The organism is Pseudoalteromonas sp. NJ631, from assembly GCF_000276645.1.
Lineage (GTDB): Bacteria > Pseudomonadota > Gammaproteobacteria > Enterobacterales > Alteromonadaceae > Pseudoalteromonas > Pseudoalteromonas piscicida.
Window position 1 is genome coordinate 1 of the sequence record NZ_AKXJ01000024.1, and the last position, 19,071, is coordinate 19,071.

Genomic DNA, 19,071 nt, shown 5'->3' on the forward strand with positions numbered 1-19,071 from the left:
CCCTTTCTTTTGCATACTTGTTCTTTGGGCATCAAAGAAAAGTATGTCGTAGCCCATGGATGGGCGTCGAAACCTGTCAGGATGACGGGCTGACTTTACTCGTAGCCCCAATTTATTAGTGATATTACTTTTTGGCTGATATCAAAGCCTTGCCAAATAAGAAAAAAATGACTTTAATAATTTACGTAAATACGTTGTTATTTTAGAAGGTGGTCAAGCTGTATCGTTTTGTGTCACGAACGGTTCAAAATAAAAGTCACTGCATCAAGAGTAAGCTCTCAAGGTAAACACCAGCCTAATTTGGTGTGTAGGACACGCTCTAGCTCATTAGCGATTACGCATAAATGCCAAGATGTTAACTGTCTTTCAGGCCGGGTATCAAAATAGGAATAATCCAGATATGGATAATAAGAGTGTTAAATTTTTCTCACAAACCAATATAAATTATCAACATCGTGAGCCTATAGATATTTCGACGAATAGTGATGAGAAAGCTTTGAAGCATTTGTTCAAAATTGCGCTAGAAAGTAGAAATTTTGAAATAACGCAATTAGTACAAAGAAATAATTTTTTTATGATCTTTCAAGGTGTCATTTTCATGGGTCTAATTCAATCTAGCCACTCTGTGCCTATCGTTAGTTTCATGATTTGTGTCGTTGGCTTGGTAACTTCATTTTTTCAATCTCGTATGGCTGCTGGAGCAAAGTTTTGGCAGGAGTATTGGGAAGCAACTTTAACTCGATTAGAAACGGAGATGCTGCATCATATTTATAACTCAACAGAAGAAAGAAGGTACCTATATTCACTATTTCATAATGATCAAGAGCGTTATAACACGATAGTTCGCTCCAAAATTGGAGGCCGTAGCCAATCACCAGTCAATAAAATGATTATGAATAGGTATTCGGTTAGTAGAATTCCTATTTATGTTGCTATTTCCTTAGGAACTATTTGGTTTTTACTAATGTTATGTACAATGGCGTCTTATTCTGGCTTAAAGGTACCAAGTTTTATTGTTGGCTTCTAGACAAGGGGCGAAGAAAAGTAGGCTTTCGCTGATTCGTGACCTGCAGTTTTAAGCTTGTTCAGTAAGTCTTACGTGATTTGGTTAGGTTATGTTGAAATTGAAAGAAAATTGCTCGGTTCTAAACTTCAAAAATATAATCAAAGATGACAATGCTATTGACATCTTAATGTATGGGGCTGCAAACCAAGAGCACTATGAAGGCCAGATCGAGTTACTTGAAGAATGTTGTATATCGTCGCCTGAATATGCTGATGAGTTTCGCTCACAGATACGTGGTTACAAGCAAATACTAGGTGATCCTAACTATAATAAAGGTTTGTACCCTCGCGGTATAGAGAAAATCATCCAACAAATTATCGAACCAATGTCCCTATGGGAAGCGATCATAAGTTTGACTACAGACCATTTCTTAGCCTCTGAAAACTATTTCCGAAGCTTGGTTGATGTAAGCCTAACATTTTTATTGAGCAGTGAGATTGCTAAATTGTTCAACCATAAGCCTGCAGATTTTTCGTTGTATAATATTTGGTTTATGAGCAAATCAAAAATTCAAGCTAGTGGACAAGTCTCATTAGAGGAAATTGAATTTATTGACAGTCAGTTTGAAGTCAATGGAAAAAAAAGAGACGCAAGATTAGCAAGACTACTCAACTTTAGAAATAAACAAATTGCACATAACTCGGCGTCGGATGAAACGCTGAAAGATGACTTTGTCCACGTGACTTGTTTTATTCTAAGGGTTTGGGCGATTCTGGATGCGGTATATAGCCCCAATTGTATGCCTCGACCTATACACATGGATGAGCACTTATTTGACCAGTTTTACAAAATCATGTCTAGAGCAGAACTGTCGCACGTAAAAGCGGAAAGGCTTAAATTTATCAATAAGCTGTTGAGTGCCTGTAGTAAAGATTTAATAACTGGTGAAAGCGATGGTAAGCGACCGTTTGCTGAGCTTAGGATCACCGTAAAAATCAGTTAATAAAGCGTTTTCTATAGATTCGCAACGTTTGATACTTCCGGAGAGAGTTGAGTTTAGCGCTCACGGCACAATAGATTGAATTCGGCGATAAGCTTTTCGAATGTTAATTTGGCGCTAAAGTCACTTGTCCAAACCTCAAAAAAAGCCACCTGGTTAAGGTGGCTTAGTCTAACCCCGCATCCGATTATTTATGCTTTACAGCCCACAGATGCAGTAGTTCGTGTGCAATGGTGGCGGCGGCGATTGCGGTGAGCTCGCTTTGGTCGTAGGAAGGAGAAACTTCTACTACGTCCATGCCTATCATGTTTATCCCTTGCAGTGCGCGTAAAATCTTCAGCACTTTGTCGCTGGTTAGACCGCCGCACACTGGGGTGCCGGTGCCTGGTGCGAATGCAGGGTCTAGACAGTCGATATCAAAGGTTAAGTACACCGGCAAATCGCCGACGCGTGCTTTGATTTGTGCTGCTATTTCTTCAGCGCTTAAGTCGTTTGCTGCCATAGCGTCAATCACGCCAAACTCGTGGCCTTGCTCTGTGTACTCGGTTCTAATACCAATTTGCATTGAATGCTCTGGGCTTATTAGGCCTTCAATCGGGGCATGATAGAACATAGTCCCGTGGTCATAGCGTGAACCTTGGCTGTATGTGTCTGTGTGCGCATCAAAATGTACGAGCGCCATTTTGCCGTGAATTTGCTGGTGAGCACGTAGCAATGGCAGGGTCACAAAGTGATCGCCGCCTAGGCTTAATAGCGTTTTACCTTGCTGCAAAATTTGCAGAGCAGCTAGCTCGAGCTGCGCAGTAAAATACTCAGGATCGCCAACTGGGTAAGTGAAATCGCCAGCGTCCTCTAGTTTAATTTTGTCCCACAATGCAAATGACCAAGGGTATTTTTTACTTTCCCAAGCTAAGTGCACGGATGCGCGACGGATTGCATCTGGACCCAAGCGCGCGCCTGGGCGTCCAGAGGTTGCCAAGTCAAATGGCAAGCCAAGTACCACAACGTCTGCATCAATATCTGTGATATTGCGTACCATTGGCTGACGTAAAAACGTCATGCCGTTGGAGTACAGAGAATGATCTGTGTGATCGAATAAGTGGCTCATGGGTTAAAAATCTTCCAAATAAGTATAGCCGTCAAGGCCGGTTTCAAGCTCTGCTAGACAGGTAGCTCGTTCTTCAAGCGGTAGTTTGCTTTCAACTAGGTTGGCAAAATTACGCTTAAACTGTTCAACATCAAGGTGTACATAACGCATCATATCGGCAACGGTGTCACCCGCATCGACATTACCAAGCGACAATTCGCCTTGGTCATCTAATGTGGCTACAACGGTGTGGGTGTCGCCAAATAGGTTGTGCATGTCACCTAAAATCTCTTGGTATGCACCCACCAAGAAAAATCCCAATAAATAGGGTTTATCTTTGCAAAACTCTGGTACTGGTAGCGTTGCTTCAATACCTTGACCATCCACATAATGCTCCACCGTACCGTCAGAATCACAGGTAATATCCAGCAATACCGCGCGGCGCTTTGGTGCCTCTGTTAATCCGCTGAGTGGCAGTACAGGGAATACCTGTTCAATACCCCAAGCATCTGGCAAAGATTGAAATAGCGAGAAATTCACAAAGAATTTATCCGCAAGCTTAGCACTGAGCTCGTCAATAATTGGGCGATGGAAACGGTTTTTGTTGTCCATACGCTTGTTCAGCTCATAACAGACACGCAGATTTACTTGCTCCGCCCATGCTCTTTGCTCAAGGCTTAATAGGCCCATCGCAAATTGGCTGTGTACTTCTGCCAAGTCGCCTTGCGTATCATGAAAAATTTCAATCAACGCGCGGTCATCACTCTGCTCGTTGAGTGCCTGCCAAGAAGTCCACATATTGTGTAGCAGTCTTGGGGCGTCACTTATCGGTGCAGTTATCTCTTCTACTTGATAGCTTTCAGTGCCAATCACATCGGTGATTAATACCGCGTGATGCGCCGTTAACGCACGACCCGACTCAGAGATGATCTTTGGCATTGGCTGATTGTATTGCTTACAGGTATCGCCTACTGTGTAAACGATGTTGTTTGCATATTCAGCTAAGCTGTAGTTCATCGAGTTGGACGATTGACTACGCGTACCGTCGTAATCCACTGCAAGTCCGCCACCTACGTCTAAATTCAACAGGTTTGCACCTAAACGGCGTAACTCGCAGTAGAATCTAGCGGCTTCACCCACACCAACGCGCACGTCACGAATGTTGGCCATTTGCGAGCCTAAGTGAAAGTGCACCAGTTGCAGCGCGTCTAGCATGTCAGCTTGCTTTAATTGGTTAACAACCGTAAGAACTTGCGATGCAGACAGACCAAATTTGGACTTTTCGCCGCCGCTTGCTTGCCATTTACCTTTACCTTGCGATGCCAAACGTACGCGTAACCCTAAACGTGGTTTAACGTTTAGCGCTTTGGCTTCTGCCATCACGATGTCGAGCTCAGAACGCTTTTCTAAAACGATATAAACTTGATGACCTAATTTTTCACCGATAAGCGCAAGGCGGACGTATTCTCTGTCTTTGTAGCCGTTACACACGATCACTGCGCTGGTTTTTTCACTAAGCGCCAATACAGTAAGTAATTCAGCTTTACTGCCAGCCTCTAAGCCAAGCTGTTTTTTATCGCTGGCTGCTTGGCTTGCAATAAGCCCCTCAATGACTTCTTTTTGTTGGTTTACTTTAATTGGGTAAACCAATAAATAGTCTTCAGGGTAGCTGTAATCAGTAATCGCCTGATTAAACGCACCAACAATATTATGTACACGCTGTTCTAGAATTTGTGGAAAACGCACTAGCGCAGGTAGGGTATAACCCTCAGATTTAATTTGTTGTGCAATGTTTGTCAGAGTTACGGCGTGCTGTGGCTGATGTTGGTTCGGCATCGCTGTAACCTCTCCCTGATCATTAATACCAAAGAAGCCTTGGCTCCAGTGGCGCACGTTGTAGCATTCACGTGCTTGCTCAGAAGAGGTAAATTTGGTCATTCAAGTTCCTTAACGTAAGTTAGAGTTCAGCCTGCAGTGCGCCATCAATGGCGGCTACTCACTGAGTGATAGGTCTCATTAATTTTCGCGCATTAGACACAAATAGAGAGTCTCAGTCTAATGAGTTATTTTGCTCGTCAAGAGTGACAAATCTTTCCCTTAGTTTAGTTGCGCTATAACGTGAATTAAGTGAGTGTAAACAAGGAGTAGTAAATTCTACTCTCGTGGTTTTTTAAGCTAATGTTCCATCAAAACGCAAGGTTTGCATCGATGACAATCAATATTATTTATATCGTTTTAGGTTTATCACTGTTGGTATTCGGTGCTGACCGTTTAGTCGCTGGCGCATCTAAACTGGCTGCGAGCTTCAACGTACCCAGTTTACTAATTGGTTTAACTATAGTGTCCTTTGGTACCAGTGCTCCTGAGCTTGCGGTCAGTGTACAATCTGCGGTGGCGGGGCAAGGCAGCTTAGCTGTTGCCAACGTGCTTGGCAGTAACACCTTTAATATTTTATTTATATTGGGTATATCAGCCTTGATAGCGCCGCTGGTGGTGTCACAAGCATTGGTGAAAAGAGATATTCCTATGCTCGTGATCGCCAGCTTTATCGTCGCTGCGTTGGTTCGGGATGGCGCACTAAGCCGGTTTGATGCTGGATTGCTGAGTTTGCTCTTGCTGCTTTATGTTGTGTATTTATTTGTGCAAGGTCGTGCGCTTAGTCACAAAAATGATGAACCAGCGTCATCGCAACAACCAAACCGCTGGCGTGAGCGCGCAGTTAATACAGTGCAATTTATTTTAGGGCTTGGTTTGTTGATATGTGGAGCACAGTTGATGGTTGATAACGCAGTGCAACTTGCCCGTACTTTAGCGGTGGATGAAGTGATGATTGGCTTAACCATTATTGCAATAGGTACTTCGCTACCAGAAGTGGTTACCTCAGTAATGGCGAGCATAAAAGGGCATGCTGATATTGCGGTAGGAAATGTGATTGGCAGTAACTTATTCAATTTACTCGGTGTACTAGGCATGGCTGGACTTATCAGCAATAGCCCTTTGGAAGTGACAAATCGTATGCTAAGCGCGGATATTTCAGTAATGATTGTTGCAACTTTACTTTGTACTCCACTGCTTATTTCAGGCCTGAAGCTTAGTCGTAGAGAAGGTGGGATCTTGTTTGTGGGCTATGTTGCTTATTTCATCTATACGTTAAGTTAATAAAGTTTCAGAAGTTTCTGAAACTTTATTGCGTTTCTCGAGTGAACTAATTAGTATGCTATTGGGAAAACTTAAAAAATGAGAAAGGACAATGAAAACAATAACATCAGCAGTACTAGGGCTTGTTGCGATCAGCTCAATGGCCAGTGCCAACCAAAAAGCGCACCAAGATAACTATCAATTTGTGGAGGTAAACGGTAACAAACTTGCCTACGCCTGTAAGGGAGATGGAGAGACTACCGCACTTCTACTCGCCGGGATGGGGCTGGATGCCCATGAAACCTATAAAAATACCTTCCATAATGCAGAGCCAAAAGGTTATCGCTTGTGTTTTTATGACAGAGCAGGCACCGGGAAAAGCACTTTTGCAAAGCCTCGAGTGCGCACTATGCTAGAGCTTACACAAGAGCTTGAAGCATTCACTAAGGAAACCGAAATGGATAAATTAGTGCTTGTGCCTCACTCTTTTGGTGGGTTTGTTGCAAGAGCTTATGCTAACCGAAACCCTGAAAAAGTAAAAGGTATGGTGCTTATCGATATTGCTCATGAGTCTTGGTATCAAGATATGAAGAGTAAGATGTCTAAAGCGGGTTGGAAGATCATGGATTGGATCATCAACTGGGAGCGAGATACCCATTCACTAGAAGATTTTGAAGAGGCTTCTTCTCATACAGCAATGTACAAAACCAGTCGAGAAATGCCAGTTACTATACTGTCACGTGGGATCCCTCATGTTTCTATTCGCTCAGCAGGTATGAGTTATGCCGATGTCGATATTTACACCCTAACTTGGAATGACGCACAAATAAAGCTGCAAGAAATTGGCGACAATGTTACGCCCATTACCATGAAATACGCGTCTCACCAGTTTGATGATACCGATCCATTTATTGCCATTAAATATATTGAAGAAATGGTGAAGAAGGTACAATAATATTTTTTACGTAAAGGGTTAGCGGTTATACTGCTGCTAACCCAACTAACAATAATAAAAGCAATGTTCCCTCATCACATAATTAGTTCAAAAATCACGACTTTCTTAGTAGCTGCCGCCGGCTTTGCAGGGGTGGTATTGTCAGTACTGGGTGTATTTAACCATCCGGAATTGACGTTAATCCTCGACTTTACAGCAAGCTTTTTATGCTTGGTGGTTGCGTTTAAGTTATATCAAAAGCAACTCAGGGCCTTAAGTTGGGCAGCGGTGCTCGGCGCGCTCATGTCCATTGGCGTAGTGGTCGATGATACGCTAATCCAATTTTCATCGGGACTGCTATTAACAGTTCAGTTGAATCTAGAAACCATAGCCGTAAACATCAACTTGCTTGGTTTGATTATCATTGCGACTGCGCTCACGGCAAAAATAAAGTTAACAAATGCAAAGGAATAATCAATGGAGCTACTGACCTATCTGCAGACGCATTTTATTACCAAAGAGACTTTGCTGCGCGAGTCGCAGTTATCCCATCTTGAATTGGCTACGTTAATTGAAAAACGTTTGATGCCAAAAGCCGCCTATAAGTTAGCATTAAAGCTCGAATGTGACTCATTCTTTGGCGTGCACAGCGATGAAAACAGCCTAGAATTTTATCCGCAAGGCGCTTTAGTGTGGCTTGGTGCTGTGTCGCAAGTTACGGATGAAGCACAAGCCTTTGCACTCTTTAGTAAACGTTATAAAAACCAACTGCATAGATTAAAAGCGCAAGGCTTTAATCCGCGAGATGCAAAACTGGATCAAAACATAGACGCTCACTTAGAAAGTGAATGGCAACACTTCCTTGGCGGTATTTACGGACTTTGTACTAAAACGGGTTTACCTGAAGATATTGCAAATAAAGAAGCCGCTATCGTTATCATCAATGAGTATTTGGCACGAGATGAACATTTGAGTCTGGATGAACTGACTCAGCTTCACCAAGTGGTTGATTTATTGGATGAGGCCAGTGCCTTATTCGCGCCTCATGAGCGTGAACGTAGCTCGCGCAAGCGCTTAATAGACGACGTAAGAGTAAAATTTCCAAAGCCTTTAACATCATAATTAACTGTTTTTCGCTTTTTAAATCATGTGAATTGACTTCACATCCATTTCACACCTGTCCGCATAAAGTGTCTGTAACAAAACAACACAAGGGTCAACAGGCCCGAGGACAGGATGATGAACAAATCACTATTAACCTTATCTCTCGTTGCTGCCTTATCAGCAACTTCAATCAATGCGGTTGCGCAAGATAAAAATACACCTCATGTGCTCATGGTGCTCAGTAGTTATGGCGAAATGGGGGCTGATGGCTCTTTAAGCAAACCTGGATTTGAATTTGACGAGCTCAGTAAAGCGTATGCCGTGTTCAAACAAAATGGCATAAAAGTCACGTTAGCCTCGCCAAAGGGCGGTGAACCACTGGCTGATAAGTTCGATAAGAACAAACCCTACAATCAAGCATACAGTAACGATACGACTGCGATGGCGCAGCTTAAAAACACTAAAAGACTGAGTGAGTTAGAGCCCTCACAATACGATGCTGTATTTGTGGTTGGGGGCAAAGGCCCAATGTTCGACTTGCATGACTCCAAGCCATTACAGGCAATTATTCGTGATATCTACGTTAACAACGGCGTGATTGGTGCGGTTTGCCATGGTCCTGCGGCATTGGTGGATGTAAAGCTTGAAAATGGAGAGTATTTAGTCGCTGGTAAGCGAGTAAATGGTTTTACTAACGAAGAAGAAGCAGCGTTTGGTAAAAAATGGACCAAACAGTTTCCATTCCTACTTGAAGATAAACTCATTGAACGTGGTGCATCGTTTGTGCAAGACGGGTTGATGTTGAATCAGGTAAGTATTGACGGTCAATTGATCACAGGGCAAAACCCTTTTTCTACAGTAGATACCGCTAAAGCGATGGTTGCAGCACTTGGTCTTACGGTAAGCGAGTTACCGCGTTTCAAAGACGATGAAAGTATTTTGTTGGTAGAGCAATTTTTTTCAGATAGCAGTAAAGCGAAGGCGCGTTATTTAGCGGATAAGTCATCATTTGATCCTATGTTGCTCGGGATCTCTGGTTTATATCAAGCGCAGCATGCGCAAACTGCTCATCAACTCGCAGTGGCCGTTGAGTTGATGCAATTAACCCTTGCAGATATTGAACACCCTATGCTGTACGAAGCGCTAGTAAATGCACAGCTCAAACTAAATGATATGTCTGGCGCAAAATCCACTTTAGAAACAGCGCTAAAAAAGCAAGGTACGGCTGAGAATCTGATAGCACTAAAGGAGAAAGTTTATGGTTAAGCAAAGCTGGAGAAAAACAATGTTAGTAGTTACTGGAATTATTGCAGGCGTTGCCGCTGTTTGGTACGCAGTATTTGGATTAAAGCCATATAGCGTTACTACAGAGGAATTAACGCAAATATATAGCTATGAGCAAAAAGCGGTGGAGGTAAAGCTATCGCCATTAAAAGCTAATCACTTTGCGCTTGAGTACAAAACGTTTGATGGTGATAAAGTCAATGGGCATATTCTCTATCCAAGTAATTATGACGCGACTACACCAATTCCAGTTATGGTGGGTGTCCACGGTATGGGTCGAAGTGACGTGCGCTGGATACAAGAGAGCTTTAAAGGACGCGACACATACGAGCAAACGGATGAACTTACCAAAATGGCGCTGGCAAAAGGTTATGCTGTTATCGCTATTGATTCGAGAAACCACGGTAAACGTAAAAACCCAGACTATAACCTGATTGATGTTATGCGTGATATAGATTGGTGGGGAAAACGTGAACCATACGAAAACATGGTTATTGATTCTGTAAAGGATCACAGGGTTCTGATTGATTGGATTGCAACCCAACCGCAATTTGATCAAAACCAAATCAGCGTTGCAGGATACAGCATGGGAGGCCAAATCAGTTTAATTTTAGCTGCACTGGATAAACGAGTAGATAATGTGTTATCAATTGTTCCGCCTTACCTGACTAACGCGGTGGCTCGAGTGGCGATTAAAAACTTTGCGACTGCCGTTGACTCTCCTAAGGTGTGGTTGGTCTCGGCAGATGACGATGAATACGCCAGCGAGCGTGAAAATGAAGCATTATTCGATGCCATCGCGAGTGTTAAAAAACATCACGTGGTCGTAGAAGGTGAGCATATCTTGCCTGAAGGCTACTATAAAAAACTACAAGGCTGGTATTAATGAAAACAAGCTCACAACTCAATATTTTAGTGATTGAGGACAACCCCGCGATTGCAAGTAATATAGCTGATTACTTCGATATGCAGGGACATAGTTTGGACTTTGCCTATACGGGAGAGCAGGGTTGTGAGCTTGCTTTAACGCAATATTTTGACTGTATTATTTTGGATATTATGCTGCCAGATATTGAAGGACTTGAGGTCTGTCAGCGATTAAGACTTCAAGCCGACAGGCATATTCCCATCATAATGTTAACTGCTCGAGATACTTTGGACGATAAATTAGCAGGATTTGCGCAGGGTGCGGATGATTATCTCACCAAACCTTTCTCGCTAGAGGAGCTAGCTGCTCGAGTCAGCGCATTAACTTGCCGATTAAATCCCACTCCTGCTGCAAGAACACTAAGTGTAGGGGACGCAGATAAACAGGTTACGCTCAACTATCAAAATCAAACGGTAACACGAGGTGAAATTGTACTCGTGCTACCGCCCATATTGTTCAATATTCTTAAAATTTTGATGGAAAGTTACCCTCGAGCGGTATCAAAGAGTGAGCTCGTTGAGCGTATTTGGGGCGAGGAGGGCACTGACTCGGACTCTTTACGGTCACACATCTACCAATTACGTAAAGCGGTAGATAAGCCATTTCCAACTGCCATTATTAAAACCATTCACAGCGTTGGCTTAGTGCTGGATTTATAGCTGAAATTGCAACTGAGAAAAATGAAAACAAAACAACTAAGAAACCGCATCATCACTTATTTTGTCTCTATCGTCGTGTTGCTCAGTGTATTATTTTCACTGATCACTTTGCTTTTTAGCTACATCATAGAAGACAGTTTTTTTTATCAAATTTTAGAGGATGAAAGAAAGCAGATAGCGCTTCAAATCGTCAATAACGAGACACCAAAAGCACATTTTGACTTCGTCACATTTCATCCTACAACCGACACTTTACCCGCGGTGGTAAGAACGCTACTCGCTGAGGAACCAAACCGTAAAGAGTTTAGCGCTGAGGCGGGTAAACATTATCATATCGCCTTTCTAAACAAGGATGACCGTGGACAAGGTTTATTGCTTGCTGAAGTAAGTGGCCATCTTGTGGTGCGCGAACTTCGAGGCTTGATGCTTGGTTTTTCACTGACCTTATTGGTGATTGGATTAGTAATAGCGCTATTGCTAGCGCTCGGTACGGTCAAGCTGGCAAAAAAATTACTTAAACCTTTGGATGAGCTTATGGTTATTGTAGAGGCGAGTCCCGTTGAAAACCTACCGACCAATTTTGCATCTCAGTTTTCGCAAAATGAAATTGGTAAATTCGCACAAACGCTAGAATCAGCCCTTGCTCGCATTCGAGCATTCGTTGAGCGTGAACGCCAATTTACCAGAGATATTTCCCATGAATTGAGAACACCTGTCACCATTTCCCAAGGGGCGGTCAGTTTACTCAACCACACTGAGTTAAATAGTAAACAGCAAGAGCTGGTGGCAAGAATAGTGGAGTCTGACCAGCAGATGCAGCTAACATTAGAAGCGCTACTAGCCCTTGCCCGGGAAAAAGCCGATACACCGGAGCAGACTAATCTACAATCCGTTATTGAAGCTTGCATTATCAATAACCAAGCGCTGTTTGAGCATAAAGTCCTGAGTATCGACTTACCCGGCAATGTATTTGTTCCTATGGCCGCGCAGGAGCTAAGATTGGTAGTGCAAAACCTGTTACAGAACGCAGTACATCATAGCCAAGGTGAGCAAATCCATATTCGTTATCGAGATAATACACTAACGATTGCAGATAATGGCCAAGGGTTACCACAGACCTTTACGGCAAACGAGCAAGCCTTTGAGTCTGGAATGCGGGGTCCCAATAGTTTAGGTACTGGCATTGGGCTATCGCTAGTAAAGCGTCTTTGTGAGAAGTTTTCTGTAGAGGTGATGATTGAAAGTAGCGAAACGGGTGTATCGGTTCACTTAAAGTTTGCTTAGGGTCGTTGTTGACCCGACCCAACAGAGGATGAAAAGGCACGGCGACTTCCGTTATCGTGCCTTGAGAGAGTTTAATTGAACTTAAGAAAACTCGGCGATAACCAATACTCTCTTGTGCTTAGCACTATAAAAAACAATACCTTCACCACCGCCCTCAAAATAAGTGGAGAAGCAGAAGGTGCCAAGGTAGGCAAAATCTACGTCATGCTCTTCATCAAAAAAGCCAATTTCACGAGTGGAGTAGTGGCTGTAATTCTCTCCGCTTTGCTCATCCATAGCGTCAAAATAGCGCGTTTCATCATCACCTTCTTCATCCCACAAATAGGCATCCCAATTGCAACCGAGTATGGGTTGGCCGCCGAATTCAAATAGCGGAACGCTTTCATCATTTTCGTCAAGAGTGTAGTTAAGTCGTTGATGTCTGGCGTAGAAGCTGGCTGCTTGCTGATAGTATTCGCTATAGTCTTCGAAATCCTCCTTCTCTTCACTTAGGTTGTCAACATTGTGAGCGTCAACTTGCCACCCAATGTCTGTCAGTGAGTAGGAGATATAAGGAAGGTCACCATCAAAAATCTCCATAGAAATCGGTAATGCGATAAGTACATTATCATCGCTGTTTGCGTCTAACTTTGAATAGGCAAGTAGTCCTACTGGTAATAGCTGAGAGTCATTAAACGCGACATCTTGGCTGCTTGGGAATGGCTTGTAAAAATCAGTAGCTTGTAGCACTTTTGTCGCAGGGCATGCGAGTGCAGAATCTTTAATGTAGAGGGCCATAAAACAACTCCTTTTTATGGTTTATTTTTTGCTAATTAATACGTTAGACTTGTATTTGGTGCACACCATATAGCGATACGTGTGGAAAATCAATCAGTGATAATAATTGTTCGGGTGTTAGTGTGCCTGTCCTTTATATTTGCTTTTTATGATCCATGAGCTCGACCTAAGTTCACGAAATATCTGATTGAAGATGTAAGCGAGACTGCCAGTTCTTTTTGGTGAAAATAACTAAGAAAATTAAAGATAAATTACATTTGTAACTTTATATTATCATTTAAATGCATACCCTATTCTTGGTTTTTACATAAAGAAAATTAAGGATAATGATGAAAAATATACTATTAATGCTGTTATTGAGTGCGCCATTTTTTGTATCGGCTGAAAGTCAGGCTCTCAACAACCCAGCAACTTTAGCGCAAAATAGCTTTCCCCCACTTCCCGATATAGATAGACAATGGAGAGATAAGTCAGACTCATGTCATTATGTCGCAGGCCATTCGTATGGTTTACCTCATAACGACTACATGGAGGGAGTTAATGTTCCAATGGTGATACATGAAAATGAGTGCTACGTTTATGGATTAACAACACAGAGAACTTTTCCGAATGATTTAAGAGCGCAACTGGCTGTTGAAGTCGACCAGCACTTTCAAGTTGTAGAGCATAATTTTAGCGAAATATCCACTGACGCAATAAACATGGCAGCAGCGCAGTCGGGGACTCGTGTGCGAAAAATTAAATCGAAAGTCCAAAGACCTATGCGTTTGTTTATTGATGGAGTCGTTAACGCAAACGGAGATGTTCCTGTATTTATAACCGGCTTTGATGTAGAAACGGTGGGACATTTACGCAAATATCAACTTGGTCTACCTATTAATGTTTATGTAAAACTGGGTTATAAAAATATCAGTGTTAAAGGTACGTATAATGTGTTCGACCAAAGGTTCACAGGAATGCCCAACTTCGCGCAGTATCAACCTAGCGTGGATGTTGATGTAAAACTTCCTTGGTTATTTAGGTTGATAGATGATCTAACACCAGGAATATTCGATAGCATGTATGAACGGTTTGCGCGTGTGGTGAGCGATATTTTTGAATTTATTGGCATCGAAATGAGCCAAGATATACCTACAATAATCACCCATAATGTTCAGCTTTTACCACAATCTCTCACACCAATAATAGCTTTGAGTGAATATGGTGCTGGCGATCATGTGTATTTAGATATGGAGGTTTCCAGAAACTCGGTTTATGTAAAAGATAAAAATACCACTTATGTTGTTACTGAAGCTTTCCTTGTGATGCAATAAACCTGACCTTTGACTATTTAACGCTTTTCGGGAAGTCAGCTTTAGCACTAATCGTGTTGAATTAAAGGAGTTTGACGAGGTGGAAATACTCTATAAAACAAAGGTGTAGTTATGATTTTATCGGTAAAAAGCAGAGGCTTGTAACATTTCTCTTGCAGGGTATGCGAATGCCAAATCTTTAATGTAGAGGGCCACAAAATAACTCCTGTATTGGTTTATTTTGTGGTGCACACCATATAGCGATGTGTGTGGAAAATCAATCAGTGATAATAATTGTTCGGGTGTTAGTGTAGTGTGCCTGTCCTTTATATTTGTGTCCTTTATATTTGCTCCAAATTTGAGGCTTATTATGCCTATCTCTGGGCCATTGCAGTGCAGGATTGTCCGCTATAATACAAACTACATCAGGTGAGGAAAGTAGATACGCCATGGAAAATAGAGCATTTAAAATAAAAGTAATGGACCTAACTGAATTAGAAATTGCAGCAAAGTGGGCTCTGCAAGAAGGGTGGAACCCTGGGCCTAGCGACACACAGTGCTACTACCAAGCCGATCCGAATGGCTTTTTAATTGGCTATCTAGACGATGAACCTATCGCTTCGATTTCGGTGGTTAAGTATGATGATACATTTGGTTTTTTAGGCTTTTATATTGTTAAACCAGAATATCGAGGTCAGGGTTATGGAATGCAGATTTGGCAGGCAGGACTTCAATATCTAGCAGGTTGTAACATCGCACTGGATGGGGTGGTCGCGCAGCAAGAGAATTACAAAAAATCGGGTTTTAAGCTTGCCTATCGCAATATTCGCTACGAAGGCGTAGGTGGTGGCGAAGCGCCAGATTGCTCAAACTTAGTGGCACTTGAAAAATTACCGATAGAAGAGGTCATTGCGTACGACAGTGCGTTTTTCCCAGCAAAAAGAGTAGCTTTTGTTGACGCTTGGATTAACCAGCCAAATTGCTACGCCTTAGGTATTAAGCAGGGTAATACACTCTCAGCCATAGGTGTGATCCGCCCTTGCCACGTCGGCTATAAAATAGGTCCTCTTTACGCTGATTGTGCTGAATTTGCAGAGACACTCTTCTTAGCGCTTAGGTCCAAGGTATCGGCAACTGAGGCCATTTACTTGGATGTGCCAGAAGTAAATGCAGCTGCTGTTGCGCTTGCACAAAAGTACAAGATGTCGCTTTCTTTTGAAACCGCGAGAATGTACACCGGTGAACGTCCAGATCTGCCATTAACGCGAGTGTTCGGGGTAACTTCGTTTGAAATTGGTTAATGTTTTCATTCAAAAAGCGAGTTATAAAGTAAATGTATTGCTTTGCAAATTTCTGGCTCTGAAAGTGCGCCAAAGCCAAATCTAATATGGCTGGTAGGGGACTGTGAATTTGTAAACACTGAACTTAGGGTAAAGTCTTTACTGGGGGCAAAGCTCAGTGGCTTTGTCTTTGCAACCGTGGAAATGTCCAGCCATAGTGCCAGTCCGCCTGTGGGAATATGATAGGAGATCCGTGTTCCAAATACGCGTTCGAGTTCAGCCATGGCAAAATCTCTACGCGCTTGATATTGCCTTCTGGTTTTGCGTATGTGGCGTTTGACCTCACCTAAATCCATTAACCTCGCCAGCACGATTTCCGAGACGGTATTACCTTGTCTATCAATAAGCATTATCTGTTGTGCAATACGTTCGATAAATTCAGGCGCTGCGGCAATGTACCCAAGCCTCAACCCTGGGGCAAACACTTTTGACATTGACCCGATATGAATCACGTTTTCAGAATTTGGTAGACTCGCAAGTGGAGGGATAGGCCGCGTGTTGTAGTGAAACTCATGATCATAATCGTCTTCGAGTATCGCAAAATTATACGCTTTTGACAGTGCTAATAATGCGAGTCTCCGCTCCATCGGCATGGTCACTGTGGTTGGGTATTGGTGGTGAGGTGTAACGTACACCGCTGCAATTGGATGGGTAGCTAACAGTGCTGCGAGCTGCTCAGTATCGAGACCTTTATCATCGATTGGACAAGGTAAAACGACAAAGCCGTGGGCCTCAAATGCCGCTTTTGCAGGAAGATAGCAAAGGGCTTCAACAACGATTGCACCTTTACGAGGATCGAGCACTTTTGAGGAGAGATAAATGCCCATTTGACTCCCTCGAACGATACAAATCTCCTCGATATTACAATTCATAAAGCGGTCAAAGCTTAGCATGTTTGCAATTGCGCCGCGAAGTTCTGGTGTTCCTCTTGGATCGCCATACCCAAGCTGCGCCTTGCGACTCAATTCGATGCAAACTTTACGATAGGTTCTAGCGAGCAGAGTATAAGGGATTAAGCGAGAATCGGGACTGCCATCATTTAAACTGGTGAAATCACTCAATGGTTCTATTGCGTCTTGATAGAGCATTTCAACAAGGCCAGATGTTGCTTTAGTCTTTTGGGTCATCGTGACCAGATGTTGTGTTGAGTCCGTTAACGATTGCTCGGGTAATTCATTGGCAACAAAAGTCCCTGAGCGAGGTTTTGTGAGTAGCCAGCCTTGTGCTTCTAGTTCTTCGTAAACGACTTGTACGGTTTTCCGATTGATACTTAATTGTTCAGCGAGTTTCCGAGAACTCGGCAGCAAAGTGCCTGGATTCAGCCTGCCCAAAGTGATGTCTGAGGTAATTTGATTGAGCAGTTTGGTATGTATTGTTTTCCCCTGCGCGTGGGTCAAACAAAAGTGCATTTGCCAAGATTTGGACATAACGGAGTATTTATCTGGACCAGTTAAAATTAAAAAACTGGATGTTATTTTTGGTCCAGTTTGGCGTTACTTTATCCTCGTTGTCAAGCAGTAAAGAGGAGAGTATACGTGAAGACAGCACTAATGAGTAAAGGGGAGCTGATGCAAAACGCTCAGCTTCAAATGCAAAACCAACTAACCACAAAGGCTTTTAGTCAACGTGAAAAACTCGCGCTAACCTGTCGAATACTCTTTGATAAGGGTCATGACTCGGGGCTTGCAGGCCAGATAACCTGCCGAGTAGAGAATGAGAATCACTTTCTTACTCAACAATTGGGACTTGGATTCGATGAGATCACGGCAAACAATCTGATTGAGGTGGACGCAGATCTTAATCCGATTAACGGAAAGGGGATGGCAAACCCTGCAAATCGCTTCCATACCTGGATTTATCAACATCATCCTGAAGTGAATTGCATTATTCACACCCATCCTACTCATGTGGCGGCGCTTTCAATGCTAGAAACCCCACTGGTAATCTCACAAATGGATACGTGTGCGTTATATGACGACTGCTCATTCGTGGCCAATTGGCCTGGAGTGCCTGTGGGTAATGAAGAGGGCAAACTTATTTCAGAGGCGCTTGGCAATAATCGTGCGGTGTTTTTGGCTCACCACGGCCAGCTCGTCACAGGAAAAACGATAGAAGAGGCCTGCAATTTGGCGGTGTTAATTGAACGTGCTGCTAAGTTACAACTCCTTGCCATGGCGGCAGGAGATATAAAACCTTTACCTTCAGAGCTTGCTCGAGAAGCGCATGACTGGGTGTCGACAGAGAAAAGAAATCAAGTGAACTTTGCATACTATGCACGGCAGGCACTCAAACTCCATATTGATTGTATTTAAGGAATAGCGATGAAAATTTCAGGCATTATCGGTTACACCGTGACACCGTTCGATCCCCGTACGCAAGGGGTTGATTTGGCTAAACTTGGCGAAGTGATAGATAATTTACTTGCAGGCGATGTGGATGCCATAGCTGCACTTGGCAGCGCAGGAGAGGCGGCCTATTTAACCGCGCAGGAGTGGCAGCAAGTTGCTGAATTTACTGTCAAACATGTTGCAGGACGGGTTCCTGTTATTATAGGAATTGCAGCGTTAACGACTGCACAAGCCACAACTTATGCTAAGTATGCCCACCAATTTGGTGCGGATATAATCATGCTTTCACCTTTTTCTTACTATCAATTGAGCGAGCAAGAGATATTTGAACATTATCAGCAAGTGTCGAAAGCTTCGCCGTTACCTATCATGATCTACAATAATCCGGCGGTATGTGGTGTGGACATGACACCTGAGTTAATGCTGGCAATGGTGGCAGACATTGAAAATGTTGTCGCGATTAAAGAGAGCTCGGGTGACATTCAGCGTATGCACAAAATTTATCATCTTAGTGAGGGAGCGGTACCATTCTTTAACGGTTGTAATCACATGGCGTTAGAGGCATTGACTGCCGGTGCAGCAGGGTGGTGCACTGCGGCACCGTGTTTAATTGGTGATAAGCCAAAACAGTTATTGCAGGCTGTTGTAAACAGTGAATTTGAACGTGCTCGAGGGCTATTTTATCAACAGTTTGAGTTTCTGGAATTTATTGTAAACTCTGGCCTTGCCGCCGCAGTAAAAGCTGGGTTTGCACTTAAAGGTATGGATGTCGGTGGTCCAAGAGCGCCATTACTACCACTCAATGACGCTAAGCAAAAACAGTTAGCGCAATTGCTAAGTAACCTGAGCTGCGGATAATTAATGCCTTTCTAGCAGCCAGTTTTAGCGCT

At 43.0% G+C, this 19,071-nt stretch carries 18 protein-coding genes; 14 read left to right on the top strand and 4 right to left on the bottom strand.

Annotated features, from left to right (window positions below; translation table 11 throughout):
- The first annotated feature begins 400 nt into the window (after nt 1-400).
- On the top strand, nt 401-1,027 hold the full coding sequence (locus tag A587_RS24315) for a RipA family octameric membrane protein (protein WP_017219510.1): 627 nt from the start codon (nt 401-403) through the stop codon (nt 1,025-1,027).
- Nucleotides 1,028-1,115: 88 nt separating this feature from the next.
- Nucleotides 1,116-2,009: a hypothetical protein gene (locus tag A587_RS0123295; protein WP_017219511.1), complete on the top strand. Its 894-nt coding sequence runs from the start codon at nt 1,116-1,118 to the stop codon at nt 2,007-2,009.
- Nucleotides 2,010-2,193: 184 nt separating this feature from the next.
- Here A587_RS0123295 and speB read toward each other — a convergent pair whose 3' ends face one another.
- Both speB and speA read right to left on the bottom strand, forming a co-directional pair.
- Nucleotides 2,194-3,114, bottom strand: coding sequence for an agmatinase (speB, locus tag A587_RS0123300; protein ID WP_010371838.1), 921 nt, complete (start codon nt 3,112-3,114; stop codon nt 2,194-2,196).
- A gap of 3 nt (nt 3,115-3,117) precedes the next feature.
- Nucleotides 3,118-5,031 carry a biosynthetic arginine decarboxylase gene (gene speA, locus A587_RS0123305; RefSeq protein WP_017219512.1) on the bottom strand — a complete coding sequence of 638 codons (1,914 nt, stop codon included), beginning with the start codon at nt 5,029-5,031 and terminating at the stop codon, nt 3,118-3,120.
- A 270-nt stretch (nt 5,032-5,301) separates the two neighbouring features.
- On the opposite strand from speA, the gene A587_RS0123310 reads away from it, so the two are divergent.
- The 8 genes from A587_RS0123310 (at nt 5,302) to A587_RS0123345 (ending at nt 12,424) form a co-directional block, all read left to right on the top strand.
- Nucleotides 5,302-6,252, top strand: a complete 951-nt coding sequence (locus A587_RS0123310) for a calcium/sodium antiporter (protein WP_157234692.1) — start codon at nt 5,302-5,304, stop codon at nt 6,250-6,252.
- 91 nt (nt 6,253-6,343) lie between these two features.
- Complete coding sequence (locus tag A587_RS0123315) at nt 6,344-7,186, top strand: alpha/beta fold hydrolase (protein WP_017219514.1); 843 nt, start codon at nt 6,344-6,346, stop codon at nt 7,184-7,186.
- Between the two features lie 63 nt (nt 7,187-7,249).
- Entirely contained in the window at nt 7,250-7,639 is a 390-nt protein-coding gene (locus tag A587_RS0123320; protein WP_017219515.1) for a hypothetical protein, read from the top strand.
- 3 nt (nt 7,640-7,642) lie between these two features.
- Entirely contained in the window at nt 7,643-8,287 is a 645-nt protein-coding gene (locus tag A587_RS0123325) for a DUF6058 family natural product biosynthesis protein (protein WP_017219516.1), read from the top strand.
- Nucleotides 8,288-8,401: 114 nt separating this feature from the next.
- Nucleotides 8,402-9,535, top strand: coding sequence for a type 1 glutamine amidotransferase domain-containing protein (locus tag A587_RS0123330; protein ID WP_232288105.1), 1,134 nt, complete (start codon nt 8,402-8,404; stop codon nt 9,533-9,535).
- A 19-nt stretch (nt 9,536-9,554) separates the two neighbouring features.
- Nucleotides 9,555-10,439 (top strand): alpha/beta hydrolase, encoded by an 885-nt coding sequence (locus tag A587_RS0123335; RefSeq protein WP_232288106.1) that lies wholly within the window; start codon nt 9,555-9,557, stop codon nt 10,437-10,439.
- Nucleotides 10,439-11,140, top strand: a complete 702-nt coding sequence (locus tag A587_RS0123340; protein WP_017219519.1) for a response regulator transcription factor — start codon at nt 10,439-10,441, stop codon at nt 11,138-11,140. The genes A587_RS0123335 and A587_RS0123340 overlap by 1 nt, the downstream gene beginning before the upstream one ends.
- A 21-nt stretch (nt 11,141-11,161) precedes the next feature.
- Nucleotides 11,162-12,424 carry a sensor histidine kinase gene (locus A587_RS0123345; RefSeq protein ID WP_017219520.1) on the top strand — a complete coding sequence of 421 codons (1,263 nt, stop codon included), beginning with the start codon at nt 11,162-11,164 and terminating at the stop codon, nt 12,422-12,424.
- An 81-nt stretch (nt 12,425-12,505) separates the two neighbouring features.
- Here the strand turns inward: A587_RS0123345 and A587_RS0123350 are convergent, their stop codons facing one another.
- Nucleotides 12,506-13,201, bottom strand: a complete 696-nt coding sequence (locus tag A587_RS0123350) for a hypothetical protein (RefSeq protein ID WP_017219521.1) — start codon at nt 13,199-13,201, stop codon at nt 12,506-12,508.
- 329 nt (nt 13,202-13,530) lie between these two features.
- Between A587_RS0123350 and A587_RS0123355 the strand changes: the two genes are divergently transcribed.
- Together A587_RS0123355 and A587_RS0123360 are read left to right on the top strand one after the other, a co-directional pair.
- A complete protein-coding gene (locus A587_RS0123355) occupies nt 13,531-14,514 on the top strand; it encodes a hypothetical protein (RefSeq protein WP_017219522.1) in 984 nt (327 codons plus the stop codon).
- Nucleotides 14,515-14,942: 428 nt separating this feature from the next.
- A complete protein-coding gene (locus tag A587_RS0123360; RefSeq protein ID WP_017219523.1) occupies nt 14,943-15,794 on the top strand; it encodes a GNAT family N-acetyltransferase in 852 nt (283 codons plus the stop codon).
- 5 nt (nt 15,795-15,799) lie between these two features.
- Here the strand turns inward: A587_RS0123360 and pdxR are convergent, their stop codons facing one another.
- Nucleotides 15,800-17,260: a MocR-like pyridoxine biosynthesis transcription factor PdxR gene (gene pdxR, locus A587_RS0123365; protein WP_026001111.1), complete on the bottom strand. Its 1,461-nt coding sequence runs from the start codon at nt 17,258-17,260 to the stop codon at nt 15,800-15,802.
- A 108-nt stretch (nt 17,261-17,368) separates the two neighbouring features.
- Here pdxR and A587_RS0123370 point away from each other — a divergent pair, with 108 nt between their 5' ends.
- The gene (locus A587_RS0123370) at nt 17,369-18,145 is read left to right on the top strand and encodes an aldolase (protein ID WP_017219525.1); all 777 of its coding nucleotides are present in this window, start codon (nt 17,369-17,371) and stop codon (nt 18,143-18,145) included.
- Between the two features lie 9 nt (nt 18,146-18,154).
- Nucleotides 18,155-19,039 carry a dihydrodipicolinate synthase family protein gene (locus A587_RS0123375; RefSeq protein ID WP_017219526.1) on the top strand — a complete coding sequence of 295 codons (885 nt, stop codon included), beginning with the start codon at nt 18,155-18,157 and terminating at the stop codon, nt 19,037-19,039.
- Nucleotides 19,040-19,071: the final 32 nt, after the last annotated feature.

Coding starts and splice junctions, on each gene's coding strand:
- A587_RS24315 (WP_017219510.1), top strand. CDS start 401: ATGGATAATAAGAGTGTTAAATTTTTCTCACAAACCAATATAAATTAT.
- A587_RS0123295 (WP_017219511.1), top strand. CDS start 1,116: ATGTTGAAATTGAAAGAAAATTGCTCGGTTCTAAACTTCAAAAATATA.
- speB (WP_010371838.1), bottom strand. CDS start 3,114: ATGAGCCACTTATTCGATCACACAGATCATTCTCTGTACTCCAACGGC.
- speA (WP_017219512.1), bottom strand. CDS start 5,031: ATGACCAAATTTACCTCTTCTGAGCAAGCACGTGAATGCTACAACGTG.
- A587_RS0123310 (WP_157234692.1), top strand. CDS start 5,302: ATGACAATCAATATTATTTATATCGTTTTAGGTTTATCACTGTTGGTA.
- A587_RS0123315 (WP_017219514.1), top strand. CDS start 6,344: ATGAAAACAATAACATCAGCAGTACTAGGGCTTGTTGCGATCAGCTCA.
- A587_RS0123320 (WP_017219515.1), top strand. CDS start 7,250: ATGTTCCCTCATCACATAATTAGTTCAAAAATCACGACTTTCTTAGTA.
- A587_RS0123325 (WP_017219516.1), top strand. CDS start 7,643: ATGGAGCTACTGACCTATCTGCAGACGCATTTTATTACCAAAGAGACT.
- A587_RS0123330 (WP_232288105.1), top strand. CDS start 8,402: ATGATGAACAAATCACTATTAACCTTATCTCTCGTTGCTGCCTTATCA.
- A587_RS0123335 (WP_232288106.1), top strand. CDS start 9,555: ATGTTAGTAGTTACTGGAATTATTGCAGGCGTTGCCGCTGTTTGGTAC.
- A587_RS0123340 (WP_017219519.1), top strand. CDS start 10,439: ATGAAAACAAGCTCACAACTCAATATTTTAGTGATTGAGGACAACCCC.
- A587_RS0123345 (WP_017219520.1), top strand. CDS start 11,162: ATGAAAACAAAACAACTAAGAAACCGCATCATCACTTATTTTGTCTCT.
- A587_RS0123350 (WP_017219521.1), bottom strand. CDS start 13,201: ATGGCCCTCTACATTAAAGATTCTGCACTCGCATGCCCTGCGACAAAA.
- A587_RS0123355 (WP_017219522.1), top strand. CDS start 13,531: ATGAAAAATATACTATTAATGCTGTTATTGAGTGCGCCATTTTTTGTA.
- A587_RS0123360 (WP_017219523.1), top strand. CDS start 14,943: ATGGAAAATAGAGCATTTAAAATAAAAGTAATGGACCTAACTGAATTA.
- pdxR (WP_026001111.1), bottom strand. CDS start 17,260: ATGTCCAAATCTTGGCAAATGCACTTTTGTTTGACCCACGCGCAGGGG.
- A587_RS0123375 (WP_017219526.1), top strand. CDS start 18,155: ATGAAAATTTCAGGCATTATCGGTTACACCGTGACACCGTTCGATCCC.